Source organism: Basfia succiniciproducens (assembly GCF_011455875.1).
GTDB lineage: Bacteria > Pseudomonadota > Gammaproteobacteria > Enterobacterales > Pasteurellaceae > Basfia > Basfia succiniciproducens.
In genome coordinates this window covers 138,174-163,472 of sequence record NZ_CP015031.1, presented here as the reverse complement: position 1 = coordinate 163,472, position 25,299 = coordinate 138,174, and the positions used below count along the sequence as shown (strand labels likewise).

Sequence of the window (25,299 nt, the reverse complement as noted above, 5' to 3'; positions counted from 1 at the left end):
TATTGACTTTTTCCGGTTCCGAGCGTAATCCTTACTTAAAATAGAGTAAAAGATGTATGGAGCAAACGGACATGGCAAAACTAGAAATAAAGAATATTACTAAAAAATTTGGTGATTTTTATGCTGCAAATAATATCAGCTTTACGGCTGAAGAAGGCGAATTTGTTACCTTGTTGGGTCCAAGCGGTTGCGGGAAAACATCTTTACTCAAACTGATTGCGGGGTTTCATATTGCGGACGAAGGTGAAATTCTAATCGGCGGTAAAAATGTCAATGAAATCCCGCCGGAAAAGCGTAATACAGCAATGTGTTTTCAATCCTACGCTCTTTTCCCGCACTTAAACGTTTCGCACAATATTTGTTATGGTCTGAAGCAACGTAAAATTGATATTAATGAACAAAAACAACGGCTTGATTTAGCGATCAAACAAATGGATTTAGAAATCCATCGTCTTAAATTACCGAATGAATTGTCCGGCGGTCAGCAACAACGGGTGGCGTTAGCCCGGGCAATGGTAACCCGCCCCGATGTTATTTTATTTGATGAACCGCTTTCGAATTTAGACGCAAAATTACGTGAAAGCGTAAGATTTGAGATTAAACAACTTTCCAAACAATATAATCTGACCAGTATTTATGTGACCCATGATCAGGCCGAAGCCTTATCAATGTCGGATAAAATCATCGTACTGAATAAAGGAAAAATTGAGCAAATCGGTTCGCCGCAAGAAATTTATCATCATCCGATTAACCGTTTTGTCGCCGATTTTATTGGCATTGCCAATATTACCGAGGCGCATGTAAAAGAAATGGAAAACAACCTTTATGAGGTAAATTCCATTTATGGTAATTTCACTGTTTATTCGGAAATAAAACCTCAGTCTGATCATATTTATATTTGCTTCCGCCCTGAAGATATTGAAATCGTGTCGGCTTCGGAAAATAAAGAAAATATGTTGACGGTTGATGTTACTCATACCGCTTTCATGGGTAATATTACAGAAATTCAAGCGCTCATACGCAAGGATGATAAAGAACAAAAACTGCGCTTACAATTAACAAAATTCCCTCAATTAACAGAAAATTATCAACTGTCGTTCTGCGTTCCGCGTGATGCAATTAAATTTTTGGAGTCTGTAAAATGAAAGGGATAAAAAAAGATTTAAAAGCATGGTTATTATTATGCAGCGGTTTAGGTACGATTCTGTTTCTTATGGGGTCGACCTTTTACATTGTCGTCACTCAAAGCCTCGGTTTATATAATATAAGCGGTGAAGACAGCCGTTTCACCTTGCAATATTGGCATGATGTGCTAACTAATTCGGTCTTTCAGAGCTCCTATATTTATTCGGTTAAAGTCTCATTATTAGGCGCAATTCTTTCTATTATTGTTTCTTACCCGATAGCTATGTGGTTACGCAACGAATTACCGGCAAAAGTCACTATCATTACTATCCTGCGCGCTCCAATGTTAGTCCCCGGATTAGTCGCCGCGTTTCTTTTTGTCAATATGATTTCTTACCACGGTATCTTAAATGAAACCATGGTATTTTTAGGTATTTGGCATGAACCCAAAACATTACAAAATGACGAATTCGGTTGGGGGGTCGTTATTCTGCAAATGTGGAAAAATATTCCTTTTGCTTTGATTTTAATTGGCGGAGCGGTCAACTCACTGAAAACGGATCTATTGGATGCCGCAGCTAATTTAGGTTCAACCTCCTGGCAACGTTTCCGTTATGTTATTTTTCCGCTGACTTTAACTGCGGTGCAGGTTTCCTTCATATTAATTTTTATCGGCGCATTAGGCGATTTTGCCTTTTACAGTATTGCAGGTCCCCGCAGTACTTATTCTTTAGCGCGCTTAATGCAAATGTCCGCTTATGAATTTGAAGAATGGAATCAAAGTGCCGTAATGGCGATGATGATTATGTTAACATCCGCTTTTTTCACAATATTAGTATCAATCATAATCAAACCGTTAGCGGTTAAACGGGGAGACATAAAATGAGTTCAGCTAAAATTACAACCAAAAACAGCAAAATAATTGCCCGGATTTCTCTTACTTTCTTTGTTTTAGTGAATTTTATTTGGCTGGTTTTACCGTTTTTAATGGCTGGGTTATGGTCTTTGGTTGATCCTAAACAGCCTTGGAGTTATCCGGATATTCTCCCGCCGTCACTCTCGTTGGAACGCTGGCAAATGGTATGGGAAAACACTTCCTTGCCGGAAGCCATGTTTAATAGTTATACCATAGCACCGACGGTATCCTTGATTACTATTAGCCTATCTATTCCTACGGCTTACGCTTTCGGGCGAATGGAATTCAGAGGGAAAAAAATTGCCGAATTACTCACCCTAATTCCATTGGTTATTCCCGGTATGATCATCGCATTATTTTTCAGCCGAATGCTATTGGATTTAAATATCAGTAACCCGTTCGTTGGTATTGTCATCGGGCATGTCGTATTAACCTTGCCTTATGCCATTCGTATTCTGTCCGCCGGTTTCTCCTCCGTACCACAGGATCTGATAGAGGCCTCCCGAGATTTAGGCGCGTCAAAATTCACCGTTTTTAAAGACGTTTATATGCCGATGTTAAAACCGAGCTTCCTCGCCTCAATCATCTTTTGTCTGGTGAAAAGTATTGAAGAATTCGCTATCTCTTTTGTTATCGGTTCGCCTGACTTTATTACCGTGCCGACAATTTTATATTCGTTCTTAGGTTATTCGTTCATCAGACCGAATGCAGCCGTAGTCTCTATTATTTTATTGGTACCGAACATTATATTAATGATGATTATCGAAAAATTATTAAAAGGTAATTATTTATCTCAATCCACAGGAAAAGCATAATTAACACAAGCAAGGAGTAATCTATGCGAAACATATTACGAAAAGCCTTATCCCTCACCATTACGGCGCTCGCCGTAGCAAACTTTGCGCAGGCGGAAAATTTAACCGATAAATCTTGGCCTGATATTGAAGCTCAAGCTAAGAAAGAGGGCAAACTGACCGTCAGCGTATGGTATTTACAACCCCAATTCCGCATATTCGTAAAAGAATTTGAAAAACAATACGGTATTCAGGTAAAAGTGCCTGAAGGTACTTTAGACGGCAATATCAATAAACTTATTGCTGAAAAAAATTTAGAAAAAGGGAAAATGGACGTTGTTGTACTCAGTGCGGATCGGGTTAGCAATGTGACAAATAACGGCGTATTGGCAAACATCAAACAGTTACCGAATTTCGGTAAATTAAATCATTTCTTACAAGGTGTGGATTTAGGTGAAACCGCCGTCGGTTACTGGGGAAATCAAACCGGTTTTGCATATGATCCGCTACGGATTACAGAAGATCAACTCCCTCAAAGCTGGCAAGACGTAGAAAATTATATCCAACAAAATCCTAAAAAATTCGGCTATTCCGACCCTAACGGCGGCAGTTCGGGAAATGCCTTTATCCAGCGCGCATTGGTTTATGTAAACGGTGAATATGATTATATGACACCTACGGTAGATGCGGCACAAGTAGCCAACTGGAAAAAAACCTGGGAATGGTTTAATGCCCGTAAAAATGTCATGATTCGTACCGCCTCTAACGCCGATAGCCTGACCCGTTTAAATGACGGTGAGTTAGTTCTTGTTTCGGCCTGGCAGGATCACTTGTTCAGTTTACAAAAACAAGGCGCTATCACAACCCGTTTAAAATTCTATGTACCTCAATTCGGTATGCCGGGGGGCGGTAATGTTGCGACCATTGCCAAAAATGCACCTAATCCCGCTGCATCATTAGTATTTATTCATTGGCTTACTTCACCTGAAGTACAACAAAAATTAAGTCAGGAATTCGGCGTCCGACCTCTGGATAGCGAATCCGGTAAAAGAGATACCCTGTTCTTCTCTACCCCATGGAGAAAAGCAGAAATGGAAGCATTTACTAAAGAAGTTGTCTCCAGATAACCAATAAACTAAAAGTGCGGTCAAAAATTCGAAAATTTTTACCGCACTTTTTCATTTATATTAATTACTGTAACGCCGCTTTATCTTCTTGTTCAATTTTTGCTTCACAAGCTTTGATTTGAGACTCAAATTTATTTAACCAATCTTTACTCTCGTCATCCGCATTCGCCACATAATTATCTATCACAACTTTAGAGGCATTTTTGAAAGTTTCTTTCTCTTGAGCATTAGGACTATATATTGTACCTCCCGCTTTTTTGAATTCTTCATAAGCATCAAATTCTTTCCATTTCGGATACGCTCTCAAATACTGGTTTTGAGCGACTACGGCATCAATGACTACTTTTTTCAAATGATCCGGTAAAGAATTAAATTTATCATTATTCATTACCCATGCACCACCCATATAAGCATGACCGTCAAGGGTGATATGTTTTAAGCTTTCATGAAACTTCATTTGAACAATATCTACAATACCGTTTTTAGTACCATCTACCATACCGGTTGATAATGCGGTATAAACTTCGGGCCAAGCAATTGGTGTCGGTGCGCCACCAAGCGCTTTTACCAATTCCTGTTGAATTTGAGCGGGAACGGTTCTTAGTTTTAGCCCTTTGACATCTGTAGGTGCATGCACCGGTTTCTTAGTCGTGGCAATATTCCGCCAACCGCCTGAATTGGAAACCATCATTAATCTTAAATTGTTTGTTGTCTTTAACACATTAGTACGAACGCCGGATAAGAAATCTTTGTCGTCATATACACATTCTGCGGTTCTGTCATCCGGTAACAAATAAGGAAGGTCAAAACCTGCCATAGGTTTCCAGTAATAAGCCAATTCGGGAATGGTTGTTTGGAAATAATCAAACATTCCCGCTTGAACACCGGCTAGACATTCCTTTGCATTACCGCATAATTGCCCGCTGGGATAAATATCAACCGTAATTTCTCCATTAGAATGAGACTCCGCAATATTTTTAAAAACTAATAATGACTGATAATTATAGCTGTCCGTATTTGTCACAATCGGAACGGTAAATTTATATTCCGCTGCGGCATAGGTTGAAGTAAAACCGGCAATAAGCGCACTAAGTACAAGCATTTTTTTAACTTTCATAGTAAATATCCTCATAACAGTTTTTAATAAACTAGATAATATTAATAATTACATTAGACCTAAAACCTGTGGTAATCCAATGACAATTTGCGGGAAAAACGACATAAGCAATATGATCAACATTTCAATAAATAAGAACGGAAGAATTGCTTTAGAAATTTTTTGTAGCGGCACTCCCGACACACCCGATGCAACAAATAAAACTAACCCCATCGGCGGTGTCGCTAAGCCTATTGATAAGTTAGAGACCATAACAACACCAAAATGAACCGGGTCAATACCGACATTCGTCATAATCGGCGCTAAAATCGGGGCAAAAATTAAGATTGCGGGACCTGCATCTAAAAACATTCCAATAATAAATAAGAAAATATTAACGATAAAAAAAAGTACGTATTTATTATCACTGATGGAATACAGAAATGTTGTTACTTGTTTAGCGACACCGGACAAACTTACCGCGGAAGCAAACCCGCTTGCCGCCGCAACAATGATAAGAATTGCTGCCGCGTTTACACCTACTCGGGCAAACATAGGTAAAATATCTTTAAATTTTAAATGTTTCATAATCCAAACAGATAAAATCAACGCATAGAATACCGCTACCGCCGCCGCTTCCGTCGGAGTAAAAATACCACCGTAAATCCCGCCTAAAATAATAATTGGCGTTAATAAAGGTAAGATTGCCATTTTAAAACCGGCACAACGTTCCGCTTGGGATGCCCTTTCAAACTGTTGCACAGCAGGATATTTTCTAATTTGTAAATTATTTATAACCATTAATCCGATGCAAAGAATAATGCCCGGAACAACACCGCCCATAAACATAGCTGCAACAGAAGTATTCATTACAAAAGCATAGATCAGCATAATACCACTTGGCGGGATAATCGTACCCAATACCGTTGCGGCTGCCGTTAATGCGGCAGCATAAGTTTTATCATATTTATAACGTTCCATTTCAGGAATAAGCATATTACCGATAGCTGAAGTTGCGGCTACGGCAGATCCGGTTAACGCACCAAACATTGTTGCGGCAAGAATCACAACATGACCTAATCCGCCTTTTAAATGCCGCACCATTGTTTGAGAAAAAGTAACTATTCGATTTGTGATACCACCGTTAACCATTAGTTCACCGGCTAACATAAAAAATGGCAATGCCAATAATAAGAAACTGTCTAACCCGGAATATAATCTTTGATACAGCATATTGATAAATAAGATTTTATCATCCTGAAAGAGTGCAATAATCGGGGATAATCCTAATGAAAATAAAACAGGAACACCAATTAACAATAAAATTAAGAAATATAAAATAAAGATAGGTGAAACCATATAAACCTCTCTATCTATTCAGGTTGATAATTAACAAACTTATTTAACTCGCTGACAATCTTTTGAAGAATTGATAAGCAGGTAATAGAAAAGAATAATGGAGGAGCGATGTACACATAGTACATCTTAATTGGCAAACTATTTGCCATCACATTTCCTTTTAAGAAAAATTGCCATCCAAAATAAATCCATACAATAAACAGGATGAGCGCTAGGATATGAACAAAAAATAATAATAAATGGCTTATTCTTGTGCCTTGGATTTTTTCCGTGAGAAACGTCATTGCTATATTTTTATCTTCCAGATAAATTAGCGGCATACAAAGATATGTCATGTAAATCATCAGGTAGCAAGACAATTCATCTGTCCAACTCAACGGACTCTGAAATAAATATCGACAAAATACCTGTACTAATACAATAGCGGTCATTACGGCAAGTAAAGCGCCGCCAATCAGCCGCCCGGCATTAGCAATAGGCGTGTTGATTTTAGAAAGTAATAATTCAATCTGTTTTAAAAAAGACATATATCCTCCCTTACTACTAATAACTAATGCATTACTAGCATGGTTTGGATATTAACAACTTTTATAAATAAAAAACGTGAAAAAGATCACAAATAAACAAAAAATGTTTTTTTTAATTCGAAATAAAACAAAAAACAACACAATATTTAGTTATTGTGTTGTTTTTTTATTACGATAAATTATTTTATGCCTTTAATTAGCAAGACAAAACCAATAATAATTAATAATGAATAGATAATTTTATGGTAATTAAAATTATATTTATTGAGTAGATGATATGCTTTCAACCCGATAATTAATCCGACAATAAATAGCGGAATGGAATGAACAACATGAAGAAACACCTCATTAGTTAACAATCCTTTTGACCAAAATCCAAGTATTGCACCTATCATTTGCAACATAAAGAAAAAAACCAATGTAGATTTTGTTTGATCATTTGTCCAAGGAAGCATTGAGGTGTAAGCGATTACCGGAGGACCGGGTTCGCCGACTGTAGCACCGAGAGCACCGGAAAAAAAACCGACGATTAAACTAATAATTTTTGAAGGATATTTAAATAAAGTAGCCTTAGATATCAACGAATATATACTCGCTAAAATCAACACAATTCCCATCGCACTTAAAATAACGCTTGAAGGAAGTTGTTTTAATAAGCTCGCGCCTAAATATGAGCCGGGCAAAGAACCGACAAATAAAATTAAACCAATCTTCCATTGAATATGTTCTCTCATTTTAAAAACAATGGGAAAAGTGACTAGCCAGCCAAATATCCCTGCAACGGGAATGGCCTGTTTAACATCAATAACTAATGACAATAAAGGAACGGATATTAATGCCAAACCAAATCCGGTTAGCCCTTGAGTAAAACTACCAAGCCCGATTATCAGCGCAATAGTAATAATATAAAAATCTAACATAATGAAATCCCGTTAATTTTTGTTACCGAACCGCTAATTTATGAATGTTTTTTTGTTCATAAACATGGTTCGGTTTTAACAAACAAGATGGGAAATGAACAAAATTAGGGCTATCAGGATAGTGCTGTGTCTCAAAACATATACCTTGAAAAGATTCATATCTAAATCCATTCCGTCCAATCCAACATTTATTCGATAATTTGGACCCATTATAAATTTGTAATGCGGGTTGTGTGGTTATTACCGTCATGCAACGTCCGCTATTAGGATCATACAATTCAGCGGCAAACTTATAATCTTTATTAAACATCTCACCTTTTAAAATAAAATTATGATCAATTTCGCCTGTGGGATGTTTTCTCATATTATCGCCGATTTTGGCAAATTCTCTAAAATCTAAATGCGTACCGGATACGGAAAGAATTTCACCGGTCGGAATTAATTTACCATTGACCGGCGTATAAAAATCACTAAACACTTTTAATTCGTGATCAACAATTGAAGAATGGTTATAGCCGGATAGATTGTAGTAACTGTGATTGGCTAAATTAACGATAGTCGGTTTATCCGTTATTGCCCTAAAGTCATAATAAATCTGGTTATTTTCATCTAAACCAATTGAATGCGTAACAAAAAGGTTACCCGGATATCCGGATTCATTATCTACAGACACTCTATGAAAATGTACCATAATTTTGTCTGTGTTTTCTTCAATATCATATGCCCAGACATATTTATCGAATCCCTTGTTTCCGCCATGCAAATGTTGATTCGTTGTAACTTCATTACATTCTAATTGATACAATTTACCATCAATGGAAAATCTACCGTTGTTAATTCGATTTGCAAATCTTCCGGCAATAGCACCAAAAAAAGGATGCCCTTGAACATATTTATCTAAAGATTCATAACCAAGCACAATATCATCAATATGGTGATTTCTATCTTCCGTTTTTATTGATGTAACGATACATCCGTAATTAGTGATCTGAATACTGGTTTGACGGCTATTTTGTATGGTAATTAAATCAACCTGTTGATTATTTACTTGACCAAAAATATCTAGATTTACTTGCATAATAATCTCCCACCCTTTTATAAAAAGGGTTCTTTAATTTAAAGAACCCTTATTTGCCTGTTATTTAGCATTTTTATCTAATAATCCTTGGGCAAGCGCCGGTGCAAGCCCCGGAGTAAGAGGTAATCTTGGGATTAATAGACAGTGCATTAAATGATAAATATCCTGTTTGCCATCCCATACTTTGCTGGAAGCTTTATTATTAACATCTAATTCCTGCCACCAGGAACCTGTTTCATAATCCATTAAATATTCACGGCAATAATCCCAAAATTCTTGATAATATTTTTCATATACGGCATCACCGGTTGCCGTGTATAGCGCATAGGCTGTTCCCATAGCTTCCACGATAACCCATCTAATACGTTCTCGGACCACCGGTTTTCCTTCCCAATCCACCGTATAAACAAACCCTTGCGCACCATCGACCGACCACGCATCTCTAACACCGGCAGAAAATAAATTTTTAGCATCTTCTAATAACCATTCCGGCACATCTTCACCGATGGATTGCAATGTTGCTCTGAGGTGCAACATCAATCTACCCCATTCAACCCAATGTCCCGGTGTTCCGCCATAGGCTCTGAAATGGCTTGCCGGATTATCTTTGTTATAATCAAGAATCGGATTCCAATTCGGATCAAAATGTTCGTTTACACGATAATGATTATTTCGTGCAACGTCATGAATAATAACGGAAGCAATTCTGACCGCACGGTTAAGCCATTTTTTATCTTTAGTCACATCATAAACAATCAAAAACGCCTCAACCGCATGCATATTTGCATTCCCCCCGCGGTATTCTTCCGTTTTACTAAATATCTCATTCCAAGACTCAAGACACATTTGTTCTTGTTCGCTCCAGAAGTATTTTTCAATAACTGAAATTGCCTCTTCTAATAACTCTTTTGCTCTTGGGTGGCCGGTTGTCATAGCACTCGCCGCACCAAGTAAAACAAAGAAATGTTGGTAACCTTGTTTTGAGGAATCAATAACTTCTGCATCATTTACATTGGCATACCAGCCGCCGTAAGTTTTATCTCGCAACTTGCCGTCTAATAAAGATGTAATGCCATGTTCGACTAATTTATAAGCACCGGGACGTCCCATCAATGCGGCCAGAGAATAAACATGCAACATTCTGGCGGTAATCCATAACTGAGTTCCCATTTCCGTTCTAATATTACCGTTGTTTCCAATCCATCCGAACCCGGTCGGCACAACAGATTTTCGACCGAATTCAAAAATTCGGTCCGTTTCTGTTTCTAACCAGCGATTATGTGCAAGCGTATTAATCCATTTCATTTTATCACCTCGTATATTCAATAATAAATCACAAACAAACAAATAATTACAAAAATGAAAAACCAAAACAACATAAAAAATCAACAAATGTGACGTAATTCAAATTTTATTTTTCATTCTATTTAACAAACAGATACTCAGGAAATATTTTTTATCTCTTCAAATAATCCTCTCCATTGGCTGTTTCTGCGGTAAAAAACCGGCGTTTTTCCAATTGGTGCGGGTACCGTGATAGATTGTCCGCCTTGAATTTCTTGTGCGTTCCAAAGATGCACCCAAGTTTCCCCAGCCGGTAAATAAACTGTCCATTCGGTTACGTCTTTTTTATGTACCGGTGCAACAAGTAAATCATTGCCATACATATATTGATCCTGAATATCATAGGTATTGAAATCATGTTCAAAATGGACAAATAACGGGCGTTGCACAGGATAGCCTTTCATACCGGCTTCATCCACAAGAGATTTTAAATAAGGAGTTAAATGACAATAAATCCTTGTCATTCTAGCCAAATGTTCAATTGTGTTAACATCTTGATCAAATTGAAAATTTTCATCAGGACGATTACCTTCGTGCGTTCTCATCATTGGGGTAAATGCAGCCATATCAACCCAACGTTCAAACACTTCTTTAGTACGTCTGTTACCAAACAAACTCGTATATCCGCCAATATCGCTATGATGATATGCATTACCCAACAATCCGGAAGATAACGCGCCGCAAATCACTGTGTTTAAACCGTCATGACGGGAAAAATCAACGCATTGATCGCCAGCCCATAACATCGGACAATATTTTTGAGAGCCACTAAAGCCCGAACGCATAAAGAACATTATTTCACCCGTTAAGCCTCGTTCCGCAACGGCTTCGGCATTCACACTCGCCCATAATGACGGCCAGGCATTGTGCATTAATTTCGCATCCACGCCATTATGTAAATATAAGTCTTCTGTCGGCAAATATTCACCAAAATCCGCCATCCAGCCTGAAATACCGAGATCCAACATATTCTTTTGAATAATTTCCGATTTCACCCAAGATCGGGTTTTTTCATTAGTAAAATCCAATACCCCGCAATTAAATTCGCCAAAATCGACTAAAGCGACTTCACCTTTTTTATTCAATGCAAATAACCCCAGCTCTTTAGCGATCGGATATAGCTCGCCGTCTTCGCATAAATACGGGCTAATGTAAGCAAGAAAACGTATGTTTTTCTGTTTCAACTCCCGGATTTTTCTGTCTAAATTAGGGTATCTCTTAGTGCTCCATTTCCAATCCCAAAACAAACGTTTGCCAAATGAAGTCTGTCTGATTCCGGCCCAGTCTTCACTCCATAAGCCGGCGACTTTAACACCTCTATTCACCGCATTTTCCATACGCGAAAAAGAATTTTCTTCCCCGCCCTTTAAGCCGAGAATGACACCGTTATAAATCCATTCCGGTAATTTAGGCTGACGGCCAAAACGCAAGCTTAATTTTTCAACAATATTTAAGAACGTTGTATCCGTATAAAACTCAATGGATTCCGGAATTTCCCAGGTATGAAGTTCATGATAGTTAGAATGGCGGAAGTCAAAATCGGAATAAGCCGTGCTATTGACATGACAAGCGTAATGTTGCGAAGAAATAAATGTGGGTTGAGGATAATTAGTATGGTAATAATCTCCGCCGGCTTTATTATATTTGTCTGATAAAAATGTAATCTCAGTGGTTTTATCACGTCCTACACCCGGTTCTGACGTCCATAAAGGGAAATGTCTGCCACGAAGATTAAAATATGACATTTGTTCGCCGCAACCCCACACTTTGTCATTTTCTTTTGCATTCACTCTCACCCAAAAACGGTTTAACTGAGAATGTTGAGAATCTATAGTTAACTTAGCATCCCGTTCCGTCAATTTCTCAAAATGAAGGCAAAGCAATACCGGAGTATTATGATCATAAGACAAATAAACGGCATCATCTTCAATACGGCTATGTCTTAGAGGGATACGTTCCTGAACGGCATCCTCAATAGAAAAATTACCTCGGTAAATTTCTATTTTCTCATTACCGATACCGACAAAAAATGCGGGATTATCATAGCTGTGAACTAAAACAACAAGTTCATTCTGAATAAGTTCAAACCCATTATCAAGTTGGCGAAGTTCCATATATTCATCTCCCAAACTTAGTAAGAAATAGCTATAAAAAAATAAATAGCTATTTCTTAATTAAACCATTATCTTGATGCCATTAATTCATCAACAATATCGCCTAAATGTTGCAATCTAGGAACTGAAATATCTTGTAACATTAGATTTGTATCAGGCAAGCCGATAACGGAGGACCATACCGCCCGACCGGCTAAGAATCCCGAAGCGCCGGCTTGCATTGCAATACGGACAGCGCGACAAAATAAATTAGCTTCAACCCCGGAAGATAAAATTACCCACGGCATATTGATTTGATCATTAAGACGTTTTGCCGCATCCAATAATGCTTTGGAATCACCTTTACCAAATAAAGGCATTTCACCCTTATATAAATCCGCACCGGAATCACCCAGCTCTTTTGCCGCATCAATAATCACCTGCTCCCGATCAAATTTATCACCGATTCTTGGCGGGCGAACAACGGGCTCGATAATACTGACTAGGCCGGCAGAATGACAGATTTCATTAAATTCTTTGACCATCGCTTTACGTTGTTCGGCATCCTCATCCTGACGCCATAACACTAGTAGCTTTAATGCTTTTGCTCCGTTTTTTCTGGCCTCAAAAGGATTGATTGCTTTATCGATACATACGTTATCTACCGGAATACCGTTGCCGGGAATAAACTGATCTGCGGCAACAATCATCGAAGATTTAGGCGAGATTGCCTGTTGTTCAACAATTTGTTTATAGCAAAATTGATTATCTACAAGCACGGCCGAGGCATAAGGGGAAAGAATTTTGGCAGCATTGACTTTAAACTCTGTAATGTCTTTATCCGCATGGGGCATACCCGCCGCAGCAAACATTAATCGCATCGCTTCACGTTGATCCACGGCCAACATTGAGAAACCGCCCGAAGCTCTGGCAATATCTTTAACGGTATATTTTTCCATTATAAATCTCCTACGAAAGTGAATTATTTTTCATTCCCGAACAAAAACGAATATGTTCCAGAATTGCTGTCCAATCTTGTTTTCCTCTTCCCATAGCTCTGGCCTGGCTATAGATTTCTCTTGATGCCGACCCCATTGAAAGCGGAACGTGTAACTGATTTGCAACATCCAACGCAATACCAAGATCTTTGTGTGCTAAATCAATCATAAATGCTGGCGACAAATCACCTTTCAAAACTTTATTTGGCCAGGTTGTGGTAAAATGTCCCTTGCTTGCCGGTGTTCCCTGCATTACTTGCATTGCGACATCAAAAGGCAATTCAAGTGCTTCGCATAAAGTCGCCGCTTCCGCCGATAATGCATTTAAAGAAATACTCATAAAATTGTTAATTAATTTCACTCTAATTCCTTTACCCGGACCACCGGTATTCACTATTTCGGATCCCATACAAAGTAAAATATCATGGGCTTTTTCTACCTGTTGGCTTGTGCCGCCGGCTAAAATAAGCAAGGTTCCTGCAATAGCGTTATCAGAAGTACGGCCTACAGGGGCATCCATAAATTCAATATTTAATGACTGTAATCGAGTTCGAATTTGATCGCTTTCAAAAGGATGAATCGTTGACATATCAATAATTAAAGCATTAGTACCGATTGAATTTACAACGCCGGTATCGGCATCAAAAAGGACATTTTCAACCAACTTTCCATTTGGCAGCATCGTGATAACAAAATCCGCATCCTTTGCCGCGTCAGCAGGATTCTTGGCAGCTGACGCACCTTTTTCCACCAACTTGTCTACTGCCGAAGAGTTAATATCATATACCTTTAACCGATGTCCTTTTGTTAATAAATTTGTGGCCATAGGAGCCCCCATTTGACCCAGCCCTATAAATGCAATATTTGCCATAATAGCTCCTTACTAAAAGTTCATTAATGTTCATTTATTTTCTTTTTATATAATATTTATAAAAATAAAGTAAGTAAAGTGACACAGATCACTTTTTTGAAAATTTAAATAGAGTAATATTTAAAATAATTTCTAACAGAACAGAAAGGGAGCCTATATGAAAAAAATAGCCTGTGTCGGAATTGCCGTTCAAGATAAAATTTATTACGTAGATAGCATTCCGACAACCGGAGGGAAATTTGTCGCTAAAGATTACAAAGAAGTCGGCGGAGGACCGGCGGCAACTGCTGCAGTCGCCATAGCTAAACTCGGCGCCAATGTCGATTTTATCGGGCGGGTTGGCGATGATGCGACGGGTGCTACAATTATTGCCGAATTAAAATCTTATGGAGTCAATACGGATTTTATAAGAATATACGATAACGCCCGTTCATCTCAATCTGCGATTTTGGTTGATAACCAAGGCGAACGTTTAATTATAAACTACCCTAGCCCTGATTTACTTACGGAAACCCAATGGCTGGAACATATTGATTTTTCTCAGTATGATGCAATATTGTGTGATGTAAGATGGCATGAAGGAACGGAATACTGTCTAAAAAAAGCCAAACAATTAAATATACCGACCATCCTTGATGCGGATATCACACCGCAAGATATATCAAAATTAGTCTCTTTAGTCGATCATGCCGTTTTTTCCGAACCGGGCTTAACAAAACTCACTAATTCAACCGAAACCAGCCAAGCGCTCAATATTGCTAAACAACTCTGCAAAGGGCATGTTTATGTAACCAAAGGAAGCAAAGGTTGCTTTTGGCTTGAAGATAATAAGGAAAAACATTACGATGCGTTTAAAGTGAAAGTTGTCGATACGACAGGAGCCGGTGATGTATTCCATGGTGCATTTGCCTATGCTTTAGCACATAAATATACTTTGCAGCAAACTGTTGAATTTGCCACCGCAGTGGCGGCATTAAAATGTACAATGTCCGGTGGCCGACAAGGTATTCCTAATCTACAGCAAGTTAAGTTATTTTTAACGGAACAATAGGCTATTGATTGAGAATACTTCTGTTATAATAAGGCTTACGGAGATTTGACCCGTATAATACTAAAATTAAGCGATCACATTAAGTTATATAAAAAACATCCGTAATTTCTAAAAATATCCAAACTCACTAAGGCAACAATCTATGAATTATACTGGCTTAACTGGAAATCCTAGACATGATAAATTAATTGCATTAGTTATCTCCAACGGATATATAAGTAACGAAGAATTAGCAAGCCAATTAGGCGTCACAACTCAAACTATCCGGCGCGACATCAGAGCGCTCAGCCAACAGGGGTTAGTTTCTCGTCATCATGGTGGAGCAGGGAAAATCCCAAGTCTTATTAATACGGATTTTTCCATACGAGAAACCACTCACATTGAAGAAAAAAAACTTATCGCACAGGCTATCGCCGACTATATTCCTGACGGTTCAACAATTTTCATCACAATCGGCACCACGGTTGAATATATTGCAAAAGCATTGGAAAATAAAAATAACATCAGGATTATTACAAATAGTCTAAGAGTCGCTAATTCGCTTTATCAAAACAAAAACCTGGAAGTGATTACCGTAGGCGGTATTGTTCGATCTCACAACAGCGGCATTGTCAGCCCTGACGCACTTACTTTTATCAGTCATTTCAGAGCTGATTATTTAATTACCAGCGTCGGCGCCATCGCGGAAGACGGAACCTTATTGGATTTTGATATCAATGAAGTATCAATGGTTAAGGCTATGAAAGCAAATTCCAAGAAAGTCATCGTGGCGCTTGATAGATCTAAATTCTTCACCTCTGCCGCCGTAGAGCTTTTAAACCTAAAAGATGTTTCCGATATATTTACCGATGATCTCCCGCCGGTCTCTATTGTAAATATGATCAAACAGCATAAAGTTAAGCTGCATATCGCAAAAGGCGAGAAAACCGATATTGTATAGTCATTAGATAACAACGGGCGCTATTAGCGCCCCTATTTATTTTGCATTTTCTTTCTCATCGCCAACAAAAATATCGCAACGCCAATCCAAACCAAACTATATCCGATCAATCGGGTAATAGATAGCGCCTCACCGAAAAGCAGAGATCCGCAAAGAAACTGGAGAGTCGGCGAAATATATTGCAACATACCGAGTAATGACATCGAGATTTGTCTTGCCCCCATAGCAAACCAAAGCAATGGAATGGTAGTTGCTGCTCCGGAGCCTAATAATACGCCCAATTGCAATGAATTTAATTCGGAAAAAACCAGCGTGTTTTGGGTATAACAAAAGAATAAATAAGCTAATGCAAAAGGCGAAAGTAATAAAGTCTCTAAAGCTAACCCGGCTAAAGCCTCCATCGGCGCTAATTTACGGATTAAGGCATAAAATCCGAAACTACCGGCTAATAATAACGCCACCCAAGGAATCTGTCCTGCCGGAATTGCCAGCCAAAGAATACCGGCGGTAGCAAAGCATAGCGCCAGAAGCTGAGGCTTATTTAATCGTTCTTTAAAAACCAACCGCCCTAAAAAAACATTAAATAACGGATTGATAAAATAACCAAGGCTCGCATCAAGCACATGATGATTGGTAATCGCCCACAGATAAACTAACCAGTTAAGCGCAATTAAAAAAGAAGAAAGAAAAAAGATCGCCAGAATTTTAGGTTTGGTAAAGGCTCTCAAAACCGCTCTGCCCTGCTTAAAAATAATTAACAGAAAAACGGCAAATACTACCGACCATACAATCCGCTGCGCTAAAATTTGATCCGCAGGCATAGCGGAACTATTTAACGGATACCAATAAATCGGGAATGTTCCCCAAATTGCATAACAGGCAAAAGCATAGTGCCAACCTTTTAATTTTGCCGAAATCGACATAAACATTGTTCCTTAGAAGTCGAAATAAAAAGAAGTCAAAATAAAATTCCGAAAATTTCTACCGCACTTTTAAACGCTTACCTCATCATTTGTCAAATTATCAATTTCCCGCTTTAAACTATAAGGCATATGGCGCGGACCTCTCACGGCCGAAACGCCGAATTGCGCCATTTTATCTCTGGTGAACAACTTTCTGTCATATTCTTTTAAACAACGAATTTTCATCACCCGCTTAATTTGTAATTCCTCATGCCGGTATTTGTACGGAATATTTACTTCCAGCACTAAACATTTATAACGAATTGCCGCCGTAGGTTCTGTCACATAAATATAAACGATATCGTCCACGTCCACATTATTACTTTGCTTCCAAAAAATTTCCTTGCCCTCATGCAGCTCATTCTCTACATCATAATATTTGGGGTTGGCAGGTACAATCCACTCTGAATAGCGCATAATACCCAATTTCTTTTTCACTTGTTTGGTCGCCGTCAAATCAAAACTGCCGTTCAGTAAAAAACAAACGGTTTCTTTATCCACTGAACCGTCTAAACGAATGGTTAGCCAATGCGATTTATTCATGTGGTAAGCAGGTAAAAAACCCTCTTGCGCTAAAAACAGACTCAGCATTTCAGGGCTGCACTTCACATTCATCACATTTATTTTTCCGCTACCGGCAAGCCCTAACTTTTCTTTCTCCACATTCATAACAATGGCATACCATTTGCGATTATCCTGATGACGAAATACCGCAAAATCAGGATAACTTTTCCACAAATATTCCGCTTCCGAACCGTATTGGGTAAGCACATAATCAAAAATATGTCGTTTTAAATCTTGTTTTGCCATGTTATTTTTCCCGATTTTATTGATCTGCCTTTTTATACTACACCTAAAACTAATCTTCCTTAACATATTTTGTCGGTGCTACCCAATCCGCATCATCTTTGTCCTACTTGTACATTCCGAAAACAAAACCAAATCCCCATATATAAAATCGGACAGACTGCGCTATAACAAAAATTCGCTCAAATCCGACCGCACTTTTAATCTCAAATTTAACTAACGTACGAAATAAACGCAAACGTTTGCTTAAAGAAAATTTTCAAGTATAATTCGCCTACTTTTTTCTATGAGATTTAACTATGAACAATAATTTACTTTATTCGGTGGAAGACAAACCGCCCTTCGGTTTGAGTCTGTTACTTGCGGCGCAACATTTACTGGCGGCGCTCGGCGGTATTATAGCGGTGCCTTTGGTAATCGGTAACGTATTAAAATTGCCGACGGAAGATACCATTACGCTGGTTAACGCCGCGTTGTTAATTTCCGGTGTGGTGACAATTATTCAATGTCGCGGTATCGGACCTATCGGAATTCGTTTACCAAGCGTGATGGGAACAAGTTTTACCTTTGTTGCCGCCGCTTTAGCCATCGGTTTTAGCGAATACGGCGTTGCCGGCATTATGGGCGCCTCTCTGGTGGGTTCTCTGGTGATGATTATCGGCAGTTTCTTTATGCCCTATATTCGTAAACTTTTCCCGCCTGTCGTAACCGGTACTGTGGTAATGATGATCGGTTTGAGTTTAATTCCGGTCGCCGTTGACTGGTTTGCCGGCGGTCAGGTCGGTGATGAAAATTATGCAACACCGGAAAACCTGCTCATGGCGACATTTGTTTTAGTGATTGTGGTTGCCCTTGTGCAATGGGGAAAAGGTATTTTCTCTGCGGCGGCGATCGTCATCGGTATGATGACCGGTTATGTGGTCGCGCTTTGTTTAGGGTGGGTGAGTTTTGACGGCGTGAATAACGCGCAAACTTTTGCCGTACCGCAACCGCTGCACTTCGGATTAGCCTTCCCGATTTCAGGTATTATCGGTATGTCTATCGCTTATTTGGTGACTATTGTCGAATCAAGCGGTAATTTCTTAGCCCTCGGTAACGCTACGCAAACGGAAATCACCGGCAAACATTTACGCGGCGGCGTGCTTTGCGACGGTTTAGGCTCCGCATTGGCGGCGATTATGTCCACTACTCCGTTCTCCTCGTTTTCACAAAATATCGGTGTAATCTCGTTAACCGGTGTGGCAAGCCGCCATGTGGTTGCATTAACCGGCGTACTACTGGCGTTAGCCGGTTTATTCCCGGTATTCGGGGCGTTAATCGTGTCTATTCCTTTACCTGTTTTAGGCGGCGCCGGGTTGATGATGTTTGCAATGATTATCGCGGCGGGGATTCAGATGTTAGATAATATCCCACGAAGTAAACGCAACGGGCTGATTATCGCCATTTCCATCGGATGCGGCTTAGCGGTGACAACCCGTCCGGAATTGCTTGATAAATTACCGCACTTTTTCAAAGAAGTGTTAGGTTCGGGGATTACCGTAGGTTCGCTATTGGCGCTGATTCTGAACTTAATCCTGCCTGAAGATAAAATACCGGAAAACCACTAGTATTTCAGTTTTCAGGCGACAGACCGTTTCATCGGAAGCCGTCTGAAAAAACAATTTATGCGGATAACAAATAAAATTTTCATATTTTATTCATTAATTACCCTTTTCTTTAGATAAACCAGAAAAGTGCGGTCAAAAAAACGAAATTTTTGACCGCACTTTTTCCATTATTCAAATTCCAGTTCTACCGCACTTTCACCCAACATATTCACCAGCTCGCTTAATAGCTCGTCCGTCGGTTTGATATACCATTGAATGCCCAGTTTTAACAACGCTCTGCCTTGCGGACTTTGATAATACACATTAATCGGCATAGTACCGCCGCTATAAGGTTCAATCACGCTTTTAAACCGTTTGAGAAACTGCGGCGTAATTTGTTGCTGACTCAGACTAATGGCTAAACTCTTGGCATAACGACTGCGGGCTTCGTCTAAGGTCATTAAATCTCGTACCGACATACGTAAACCTTGAGTGAAATCATCAAAACTCACCTGACCGGACACCACAACAACACTGTCTTTTTGTAATTTCTCTCCGAATTTTTCTAACGCTTCGGCAAATAGCGTAATATCTAAGCGCCCGGAGCGGTCGTCAAGAGTGGCGATACCAAGTCGGTTACCTTTTTTCGTTACCGCAAAACGGGAAGCCACCACCAAGCCACTGGCGGTACTGACCTGCCCGCGAATATTCGGGACTAAATCTTTCAACCGATTCGGGCTGTAATGGGATAATTCTTTCAAATAACGGCTGATAGGATGGCTGCTCAAATATAAGCCCAGCGTTTCCCGCTCGCCGTCAAGAATTTGTTTTTCCGACCAGCGAGGCGTATTCGCATAAGCGATTTCCACCTCTTCCGGGCTTTCTGTCAATACGCCGAACATATCGGCTTGCCCCGCCGCTTCATCTTTTGCATGCTGATCCGAAGCTTTCAGCGCATCTTCCAGATTTTTGGAAAGGGCGGCGCGGTGCGGTCCTAATTTATCAAAAGCGCCGGACATAATCAGACTTTCAAAGGTACGGCGGTTAATTTTTTTCAAGTCGACGCGGGCACAGAGATCAAACAAATCTTTAAAAATCCCGCCTTTTTCACGAGCTGAAACAAGAGCTTCAATCGGACCTTCGCCCACGCCTTTAATCGCACCGATACCATAGACGATTTCACCGTGATCATTTACGCTGAAATGATGTTTGCCGGTATTGATATCCGGCGGCGTAACGGTTAATCCCATGCGCAAACATTCGTCATATAACCCGACAATCTTATCGGTGTTATCCATTTCGGAAGTCATTACCGCCGCCATAAATTCCGCCGGATAATGGGTTTTCAGCCATAGGGTTTGATATGAAACCAAAGCGTAAGCCGCCGAGTGAGATTTATTAAAACCGTAACCGGCAAATTTTTCCACCAAGTCGAAAATCTTCATGGCAAGTTCGCCGTCAATGCCTTTTTCGATAGCGCCCTTTTCGAATACGGAACGTTGTTTTGCCATTTCTTCCGGTTTCTTCTTACCCATGGCACGGCGTAATAAGTCCGCCCCGCCCAGCGTATAGCCGGCCAGTTCCTGAGCGATTTGCATAACCTGTTCTTGATAAACGATAACGCCGTAGGTCGGCTCTAAAATCGGTTTCAAACATTCGTGCTGATATTGTGCATCAGGGTACGCCACTTCTTCACGTCCATGTTTACGGTCGATAAAATTTCGCACCATGCCGGATTCAAGCGGTCCCGGACGGAATAAAGCCACCAACGCGATAATATCCTCAAAACAGTCCGGCTGAAGACGTTTAATCAGGTCTTTCATACCGCGGGATTCCAACTGGAACACCGCCGTAGTTTCCGATTTCAGCAATAAATTGAAAGACTCGGGATCATCCAACGGAATATGGTTAATATCAATATGAGGCTTACCTTCCCGATCCATACGGGCGTTAATCATATCCAGCGCCCATTTAATGATGGTAAGCGTACGTAAACCTAAAAAGTCGAATTTGACCAACCCTGCATATTCCACGTCATTTTTATCAAAATGGGTAACAGGATGTTTACCTTCACTATCGCAATAAAGAGGAGAGAAATCGGTAATTAAAGTCGGTGAAATCACCACTCCGCCGGCATGTTTACCGGCATTACGCGTGACCCCCTCCAGTTTGCGCGCCATATCAATCAGCGCTTTGACTTCTTCATCGCTATCGTAAATCTGCTGCAGTTGAGGTTCGGCATCAAAAGCTTTAGCTAAAGTCATACCCGGATCCGGCGGAATCAGTTTTGAAATACGATCCACAAAGCCGTAAGGATGCCCTAAGACCCGCCCTACATCTCGAATTACCGCTTTTGCCGCCATGGTACCAAAGGTGATAATTTGCGATACGGCGCCGCGTCCGTACATATCCGCCACATGTTCTATCACTTTATCGCGGTTATCCATACAGAAGTCCACGTCGAAGTCGGGCATAGAAACCCGTTCCGGATTTAGAAAACGTTCAAACAGCAAATCGAATTCAAGAGGATCCAAATCCGTAATTTTCAGTGCGTAAGCGACTAATGATCCCGCACCGGAACCGCGCCCCGGCCCTACCGGAATATTATTATCCTTCGACCACTGAATAAATTCCATTACGATTAAAAAGTAGCCGGGGAATCCCATCTGGTTAATCACGCCCAGTTCGGTATCTAAACGCTCGTCATAAGCGGGACGCTTTTCCTCACGTTCTTTTTCATCGGGGAATAGTACCTTTAAACGCTCTTCCAAGCCGTCTTTAGCGCGCTTGATCAAATAATCTTCGGTACTCAACTCGCCGGTTGGGAACTGAGGCAAGAAATATTCGCCCAAACGGATGGTCACATTGCAACGCTGTGCAATCAATAAAGTATTTTCCAGAGCGGAAGGAATATCGGCAAAAAGCTCACACATTTCCTGTTCGGAACGGAAATATTGCCGGTCGCTATAAAGTTTCGGGCGTTTCGGATCATCTAGAGTAAAACCGTCGTGAATCGCTACCCTGATTTCATGGGCTTCAAAATCCTCCGATTTTAAAAATACTACGTCATTAGTGGCGACAACGGGTAAATTATGTTTTTCGGCCAACTTAAGCGCCGCTTTAATATATGTTTCTTCTTCGTTATGACCGGTGCGGCTGAGGCTTAGATAATAATGATCGGGGAAATATTTTTGATAAAAGCCGACCGCATTTTCCACTTCATCGGCGGCACCGGTTTTTAATAATTTTTTGCCTACATCCCCTTTGCGACCGCCGGAAAGAACAATAATTCCTTCGTTATATTCCGCCAACCAATCCTGATCGATATAAGGCACATCCTCATAACCGCGTTGATAGGCTTTAGAAAGCAATAAGGTAATATTTTTATAGCCTGCATTATTTTTCGCCAATAAAGTCAATTCAAAACGCTCGTCACCGCAAAGATCGCTTTTCACCGACACATCGGCACCCATAATCGGCTTGATACCGGAACCTAACGCCTCACCGTAAAACTTTACTAAACCGCAGAAGTTAGTAAAATCCGTAAGTGCCATTGCCACCATATTTTCCTGCACACAGGTTTTCACCAAAGGTTTTACTTTGGCTATTCCGTCAATCATGGAAAAATCACTATGTACACGCAAATGGACAAAACGAGGTTCTGGCATGAAAAATCCTTATGTTGTTGAATGAAATAACAAGAGCGCTAAAAGCGCTCCCATCATCATTAGGGTTTGTTTATCTTTATTTATTATTTGAGTTAGAGGCTAATTTTGCTCGTTCAAATCTTTACGAATCGACACCATCAATTGGTCAATTTTGAAATTTTCCGTATCTATAATTTCAAATTTATATTTATCGTAAAGTACAAAATCCGTTTTCTTTGGAATTTTACGTAACATATACATCATAAAGCCACTGATAGTTTCATAATTTTCCCAATCGGGAAAACTTTCAATATTCAAGGCCCGCATTACGTCTTCCAACGGCGTTGCGCCGTCAATAAGCCACGAATCTTCGTCACGGCGGACGATTTGTTCTTCTTCGCTGGATACCAACTCGCCCATTACAATGCTCATGACATCGTTTAAAGTACAAATACCCACAACTAAGGCGTACTCGTTAACGATTACCGCAAAATCCTCACCGGAAGATTTAAAAAGCTCAAGTACTTCATAAAGCGATAAAGTATCGGGAATAAACAAGGGTTTGCGCAAAATACGTTGATCCGTCAGGGAAACCTGCTCTTCCCGCAAATAAAGCGTAAGCAAAGTATGCGATTCCACATAACCTAAAATACGATCCAAGCCGTTGTCGCAAATCAAAACTTTTGAATGGCTGTCTTTAGTTAGGGTTTCCATGACTTTCTGCCGGTCAAAAGTGCGGTTCAAAAAGACGATATTTTCTCTCGTGGTCATGGTTGAGGTGACGGTACGTTCCTGCATATCAAAAATATTTTCGATGAGATAATGCTCCTGCGCTTTCAACACGCCCGCCTCAGCACCGGCATCCACCACAGCGACAATATCTTCCGAAGTCATGCTGTCGTGTCGTACCGTTGAGATTTTTAGTAAACGGAATAAACCGTTAGCCACGGAATCGAACAATAATACCAAAGGTTTGAAAATAACAATACAGAATGACATCACGCCTACCGTACGTAATGCCACTTGTTCCGGATAAGTAATGGCAATGCGTTTTGGCATTAAATCCGCCAGCAGAATAAACGCTGCCGTAACCACCACAAACGATGCGCAGGAAGCGGCGCCGTCAACCCAGGGCGCATTGGTATATTGGTGAATTGTTTGTTGAATATAAGGGCGCAGCGCACTTTCACCGATCATACCGCCGAAAATCGCCACCATATTCAGACCGATTTGCACCACGGTAATAAAACGCCCCGGATGTTCCTGTAATTTCAGTACTTTTTCGGCACGAGTATCGCCTTCATTCGCTAAACTTTGCAATTTAATCTTTCTTGCACCCGCAAGTGAAATCTCGGAAGACGAAATAATCGCACTAATCACAATTAGCAGAAATAAAATAAATATTGCTTCAAATAAACCCATAATTTTCTTTTTTACTCTACTTCGCGCCTTAACCTTTATTTAAGGACGCCTAAATGAAAAGCAGGAGGCCGTTAGCGCCCTTATTCTTATGCTTCGCTGTCAAACCAGCCACGAATTAATTGAATGGAGAAAAATAAAGTAATTATGCCTAAAAAATAGAAAATATAACTTAAAATCGGATGAGAGCCCGAATCTTCCGTCACTTCCCGCATTGATACGGCATTACGGAATTCGTCAAACATCACAATTCGCCAGCCATAATATTTTATTTCTACCAGCCGTTGATCCTGCGCAAAGGTCGAGGCTTTAGCCTGTAAATCGGCGGAACCGAATTTGAAATAGAAAGGAAATCCCCAGCGCGTATCTTCGTTACGGTAAACCATCGGTTTTTGTTTGTCCGGTTGCTGAGTATAAATATAATAAACGTCACGGGTCGGACCGTCGGCGGGATTAGCTTTGGTTATCGGACCGTCTTTATCCACACGTTTTACTTCAACGCCTGTGATTTTGGTGGTTTCATAATGAGGGAATACGTAGTTAATCCCTGCAAATAAAACAACATGGAATACAAAAACCACCGTTAGCAGAAAATATTTAATGAATTTACGCATAGATTTCACCTTTTCAACAGATTGA

General features: G+C 40.0%; 21 protein-coding genes. 7 read left to right on the top strand and 14 right to left on the bottom strand.

From position 1 onward, the window contains the following. The first annotated feature begins 71 nt into the window (after positions 1-71). The 4 genes from A4G13_RS00820 to A4G13_RS00805 are packed head-to-tail and all read left to right on the top strand — an operon-like array spanning position 72 to position 3,962. Positions 72-1,145: an ABC transporter ATP-binding protein gene (locus A4G13_RS00820; RefSeq protein WP_090654328.1), complete on the top strand. Its 1,074-nt coding sequence runs from the start codon at positions 72-74 to the stop codon at positions 1,143-1,145. Continuing rightward, positions 1,142-2,011 (top strand): ABC transporter permease, encoded by an 870-nt coding sequence (locus A4G13_RS00815; RefSeq protein WP_011199761.1) that lies wholly within the window; start codon positions 1,142-1,144, stop codon positions 2,009-2,011. Before A4G13_RS00820 ends, A4G13_RS00815 begins: the two co-directional genes overlap by 4 nt. Continuing rightward, positions 2,008-2,856 carry an ABC transporter permease gene (locus tag A4G13_RS00810; protein ID WP_011199760.1) on the top strand — a complete coding sequence of 283 codons (849 nt, stop codon included), beginning with the start codon at positions 2,008-2,010 and terminating at the stop codon, positions 2,854-2,856. Before A4G13_RS00815 ends, A4G13_RS00810 begins: the two co-directional genes overlap by 4 nt. 23 nt (positions 2,857-2,879) lie before the next feature. Next, positions 2,880-3,962 carry an extracellular solute-binding protein gene (locus A4G13_RS00805; RefSeq protein ID WP_090654325.1) on the top strand — a complete coding sequence of 361 codons (1,083 nt, stop codon included), beginning with the start codon at positions 2,880-2,882 and terminating at the stop codon, positions 3,960-3,962. Between the two features lie 64 nt (positions 3,963-4,026). Here A4G13_RS00805 and A4G13_RS00800 read toward each other — a convergent pair whose 3' ends face one another. The 9 genes from A4G13_RS00800 to yihU form a co-directional block, all read right to left on the bottom strand. Continuing rightward, positions 4,027-5,079 (bottom strand): TRAP transporter substrate-binding protein, encoded by a 1,053-nt coding sequence (locus A4G13_RS00800; RefSeq protein ID WP_090654323.1) that lies wholly within the window; start codon positions 5,077-5,079, stop codon positions 4,027-4,029. Between the two features lie 48 nt (positions 5,080-5,127). Beyond that, the gene (locus tag A4G13_RS00795; protein WP_090654320.1) at positions 5,128-6,417 is read right to left on the bottom strand and encodes a TRAP transporter large permease; all 1,290 of its coding nucleotides are present in this window, start codon (positions 6,415-6,417) and stop codon (positions 5,128-5,130) included. A 14-nt stretch (positions 6,418-6,431) separates the two neighbouring features. Further along, entirely contained in the window at positions 6,432-6,944 is a 513-nt protein-coding gene (locus A4G13_RS00790; RefSeq protein WP_090654317.1) for a TRAP transporter small permease, read from the bottom strand. A 179-nt stretch (positions 6,945-7,123) separates the two neighbouring features. Then, entirely contained in the window at positions 7,124-7,864 is a 741-nt protein-coding gene (locus A4G13_RS00785) for a sulfite exporter TauE/SafE family protein (protein WP_090654315.1), read from the bottom strand. Between the two features lie 22 nt (positions 7,865-7,886). Continuing rightward, positions 7,887-8,942 carry an aldose epimerase family protein gene (locus A4G13_RS00780; RefSeq protein WP_090654313.1) on the bottom strand — a complete coding sequence of 352 codons (1,056 nt, stop codon included), beginning with the start codon at positions 8,940-8,942 and terminating at the stop codon, positions 7,887-7,889. A 60-nt stretch (positions 8,943-9,002) separates the two neighbouring features. After that, the gene (locus A4G13_RS00775; protein WP_090654311.1) at positions 9,003-10,247 is read right to left on the bottom strand and encodes an AGE family epimerase/isomerase; all 1,245 of its coding nucleotides are present in this window, start codon (positions 10,245-10,247) and stop codon (positions 9,003-9,005) included. 137 nt (positions 10,248-10,384) lie between these two features. Beyond that, positions 10,385-12,400 carry an alpha-glucosidase gene (locus A4G13_RS00770; protein WP_090654309.1) on the bottom strand — a complete coding sequence of 672 codons (2,016 nt, stop codon included), beginning with the start codon at positions 12,398-12,400 and terminating at the stop codon, positions 10,385-10,387. A gap of 68 nt (positions 12,401-12,468) precedes the next feature. Continuing rightward, the gene (locus tag A4G13_RS00765; RefSeq protein WP_090654307.1) at positions 12,469-13,338 is read right to left on the bottom strand and encodes an aldolase; all 870 of its coding nucleotides are present in this window, start codon (positions 13,336-13,338) and stop codon (positions 12,469-12,471) included. Between the two features lie 10 nt (positions 13,339-13,348). After that, entirely contained in the window at positions 13,349-14,248 is a 900-nt protein-coding gene (gene yihU, locus A4G13_RS00760) for a sulfolactaldehyde 3-reductase (protein WP_090654305.1), read from the bottom strand. Positions 14,249-14,405: 157 nt separating this feature from the next. Between yihU and A4G13_RS00755 the strand changes: the two genes are divergently transcribed. Both A4G13_RS00755 and A4G13_RS00750 read left to right on the top strand, forming a co-directional pair. Further along, entirely contained in the window at positions 14,406-15,299 is an 894-nt protein-coding gene (locus A4G13_RS00755) for a sugar kinase (protein WP_090654303.1), read from the top strand. A gap of 142 nt (positions 15,300-15,441) precedes the next feature. Further along, entirely contained in the window at positions 15,442-16,239 is a 798-nt protein-coding gene (locus tag A4G13_RS00750; protein ID WP_090654302.1) for a DeoR/GlpR family DNA-binding transcription regulator, read from the top strand. Positions 16,240-16,271: 32 nt separating this feature from the next. On the opposite strand, the gene rarD is transcribed toward A4G13_RS00750, so the two are convergent. Both rarD and A4G13_RS00740 read right to left on the bottom strand, forming a co-directional pair. After that, the gene (gene rarD, locus A4G13_RS00745; RefSeq protein ID WP_090654300.1) at positions 16,272-17,162 is read right to left on the bottom strand and encodes an EamA family transporter RarD; all 891 of its coding nucleotides are present in this window, start codon (positions 17,160-17,162) and stop codon (positions 16,272-16,274) included. A gap of 69 nt (positions 17,163-17,231) precedes the next feature. Continuing rightward, positions 17,232-18,011 (bottom strand): MmcQ/YjbR family DNA-binding protein, encoded by a 780-nt coding sequence (locus tag A4G13_RS00740; protein ID WP_041639566.1) that lies wholly within the window; start codon positions 18,009-18,011, stop codon positions 17,232-17,234. Between the two features lie 296 nt (positions 18,012-18,307). Here A4G13_RS00740 and A4G13_RS00735 point away from each other — a divergent pair, with 296 nt between their 5' ends. Continuing rightward, positions 18,308-19,615 carry a nucleobase:cation symporter-2 family protein gene (locus A4G13_RS00735; RefSeq protein ID WP_090654299.1) on the top strand — a complete coding sequence of 436 codons (1,308 nt, stop codon included), beginning with the start codon at positions 18,308-18,310 and terminating at the stop codon, positions 19,613-19,615. A gap of 167 nt (positions 19,616-19,782) precedes the next feature. On the opposite strand, the gene dnaE is transcribed toward A4G13_RS00735, so the two are convergent. From dnaE to A4G13_RS00720, 3 genes are all read right to left on the bottom strand, one after another. Next, positions 19,783-23,262, bottom strand: a complete 3,480-nt coding sequence (gene dnaE, locus A4G13_RS00730) for a DNA polymerase III subunit alpha (protein ID WP_090654296.1) — start codon at positions 23,260-23,262, stop codon at positions 19,783-19,785. 99 nt (positions 23,263-23,361) lie between these two features. Continuing rightward, positions 23,362-24,663, bottom strand: coding sequence for a polyamine export protein PaeA (gene paeA, locus A4G13_RS00725; RefSeq protein WP_011199752.1), 1,302 nt, complete (start codon positions 24,661-24,663; stop codon positions 23,362-23,364). Positions 24,664-24,749: 86 nt separating this feature from the next. Then, positions 24,750-25,274, bottom strand: coding sequence for a DUF1523 family protein (locus A4G13_RS00720; RefSeq protein ID WP_041639564.1), 525 nt, complete (start codon positions 25,272-25,274; stop codon positions 24,750-24,752). Positions 25,275-25,299: the final 25 nt, after the last annotated feature.

What these genes read in the sequence shown, in the direction of transcription:
- A4G13_RS00750 (WP_090654302.1), top strand. Translation starts at nt 15,442, where the DNA reads ATGAATTATACTGGCTTAACTGGAAATCCTAGACATGATAAATTAATT.
- A4G13_RS00775 (WP_090654311.1), bottom strand. Translation starts at nt 10,247, where the DNA reads ATGAAATGGATTAATACGCTTGCACATAATCGCTGGTTAGAAACAGAA.
- A4G13_RS00820 (WP_090654328.1), top strand. Translation starts at nt 72, where the DNA reads ATGGCAAAACTAGAAATAAAGAATATTACTAAAAAATTTGGTGATTTT.
- rarD (WP_090654300.1), bottom strand. Translation starts at nt 17,162, where the DNA reads ATGTCGATTTCGGCAAAATTAAAAGGTTGGCACTATGCTTTTGCCTGT.
- A4G13_RS00790 (WP_090654317.1), bottom strand. Translation starts at nt 6,944, where the DNA reads ATGTCTTTTTTAAAACAGATTGAATTATTACTTTCTAAAATCAACACG.
- A4G13_RS00720 (WP_041639564.1), bottom strand. Translation starts at nt 25,274, where the DNA reads ATGCGTAAATTCATTAAATATTTTCTGCTAACGGTGGTTTTTGTATTC.
- A4G13_RS00785 (WP_090654315.1), bottom strand. Translation starts at nt 7,864, where the DNA reads ATGTTAGATTTTTATATTATTACTATTGCGCTGATAATCGGGCTTGGT.
- dnaE (WP_090654296.1), bottom strand. Translation starts at nt 23,262, where the DNA reads ATGCCAGAACCTCGTTTTGTCCATTTGCGTGTACATAGTGATTTTTCC.
- A4G13_RS00810 (WP_011199760.1), top strand. Translation starts at nt 2,008, where the DNA reads ATGAGTTCAGCTAAAATTACAACCAAAAACAGCAAAATAATTGCCCGG.
- A4G13_RS00755 (WP_090654303.1), top strand. Translation starts at nt 14,406, where the DNA reads ATGAAAAAAATAGCCTGTGTCGGAATTGCCGTTCAAGATAAAATTTAT.
- A4G13_RS00740 (WP_041639566.1), bottom strand. Translation starts at nt 18,011, where the DNA reads ATGGCAAAACAAGATTTAAAACGACATATTTTTGATTATGTGCTTACC.
- A4G13_RS00805 (WP_090654325.1), top strand. Translation starts at nt 2,880, where the DNA reads ATGCGAAACATATTACGAAAAGCCTTATCCCTCACCATTACGGCGCTC.
- paeA (WP_011199752.1), bottom strand. Translation starts at nt 24,663, where the DNA reads ATGGGTTTATTTGAAGCAATATTTATTTTATTTCTGCTAATTGTGATT.
- A4G13_RS00795 (WP_090654320.1), bottom strand. Translation starts at nt 6,417, where the DNA reads ATGGTTTCACCTATCTTTATTTTATATTTCTTAATTTTATTGTTAATT.
- A4G13_RS00765 (WP_090654307.1), bottom strand. Translation starts at nt 13,338, where the DNA reads ATGGAAAAATATACCGTTAAAGATATTGCCAGAGCTTCGGGCGGTTTC.
- A4G13_RS00780 (WP_090654313.1), bottom strand. Translation starts at nt 8,942, where the DNA reads ATGCAAGTAAATCTAGATATTTTTGGTCAAGTAAATAATCAACAGGTT.
- yihU (WP_090654305.1), bottom strand. Translation starts at nt 14,248, where the DNA reads ATGGCAAATATTGCATTTATAGGGCTGGGTCAAATGGGGGCTCCTATG.
- A4G13_RS00770 (WP_090654309.1), bottom strand. Translation starts at nt 12,400, where the DNA reads ATGGAACTTCGCCAACTTGATAATGGGTTTGAACTTATTCAGAATGAA.
- A4G13_RS00815 (WP_011199761.1), top strand. Translation starts at nt 1,142, where the DNA reads ATGAAAGGGATAAAAAAAGATTTAAAAGCATGGTTATTATTATGCAGC.
- A4G13_RS00800 (WP_090654323.1), bottom strand. Translation starts at nt 5,079, where the DNA reads ATGAAAGTTAAAAAAATGCTTGTACTTAGTGCGCTTATTGCCGGTTTT.
- A4G13_RS00735 (WP_090654299.1), top strand. Translation starts at nt 18,308, where the DNA reads ATGAACAATAATTTACTTTATTCGGTGGAAGACAAACCGCCCTTCGGT.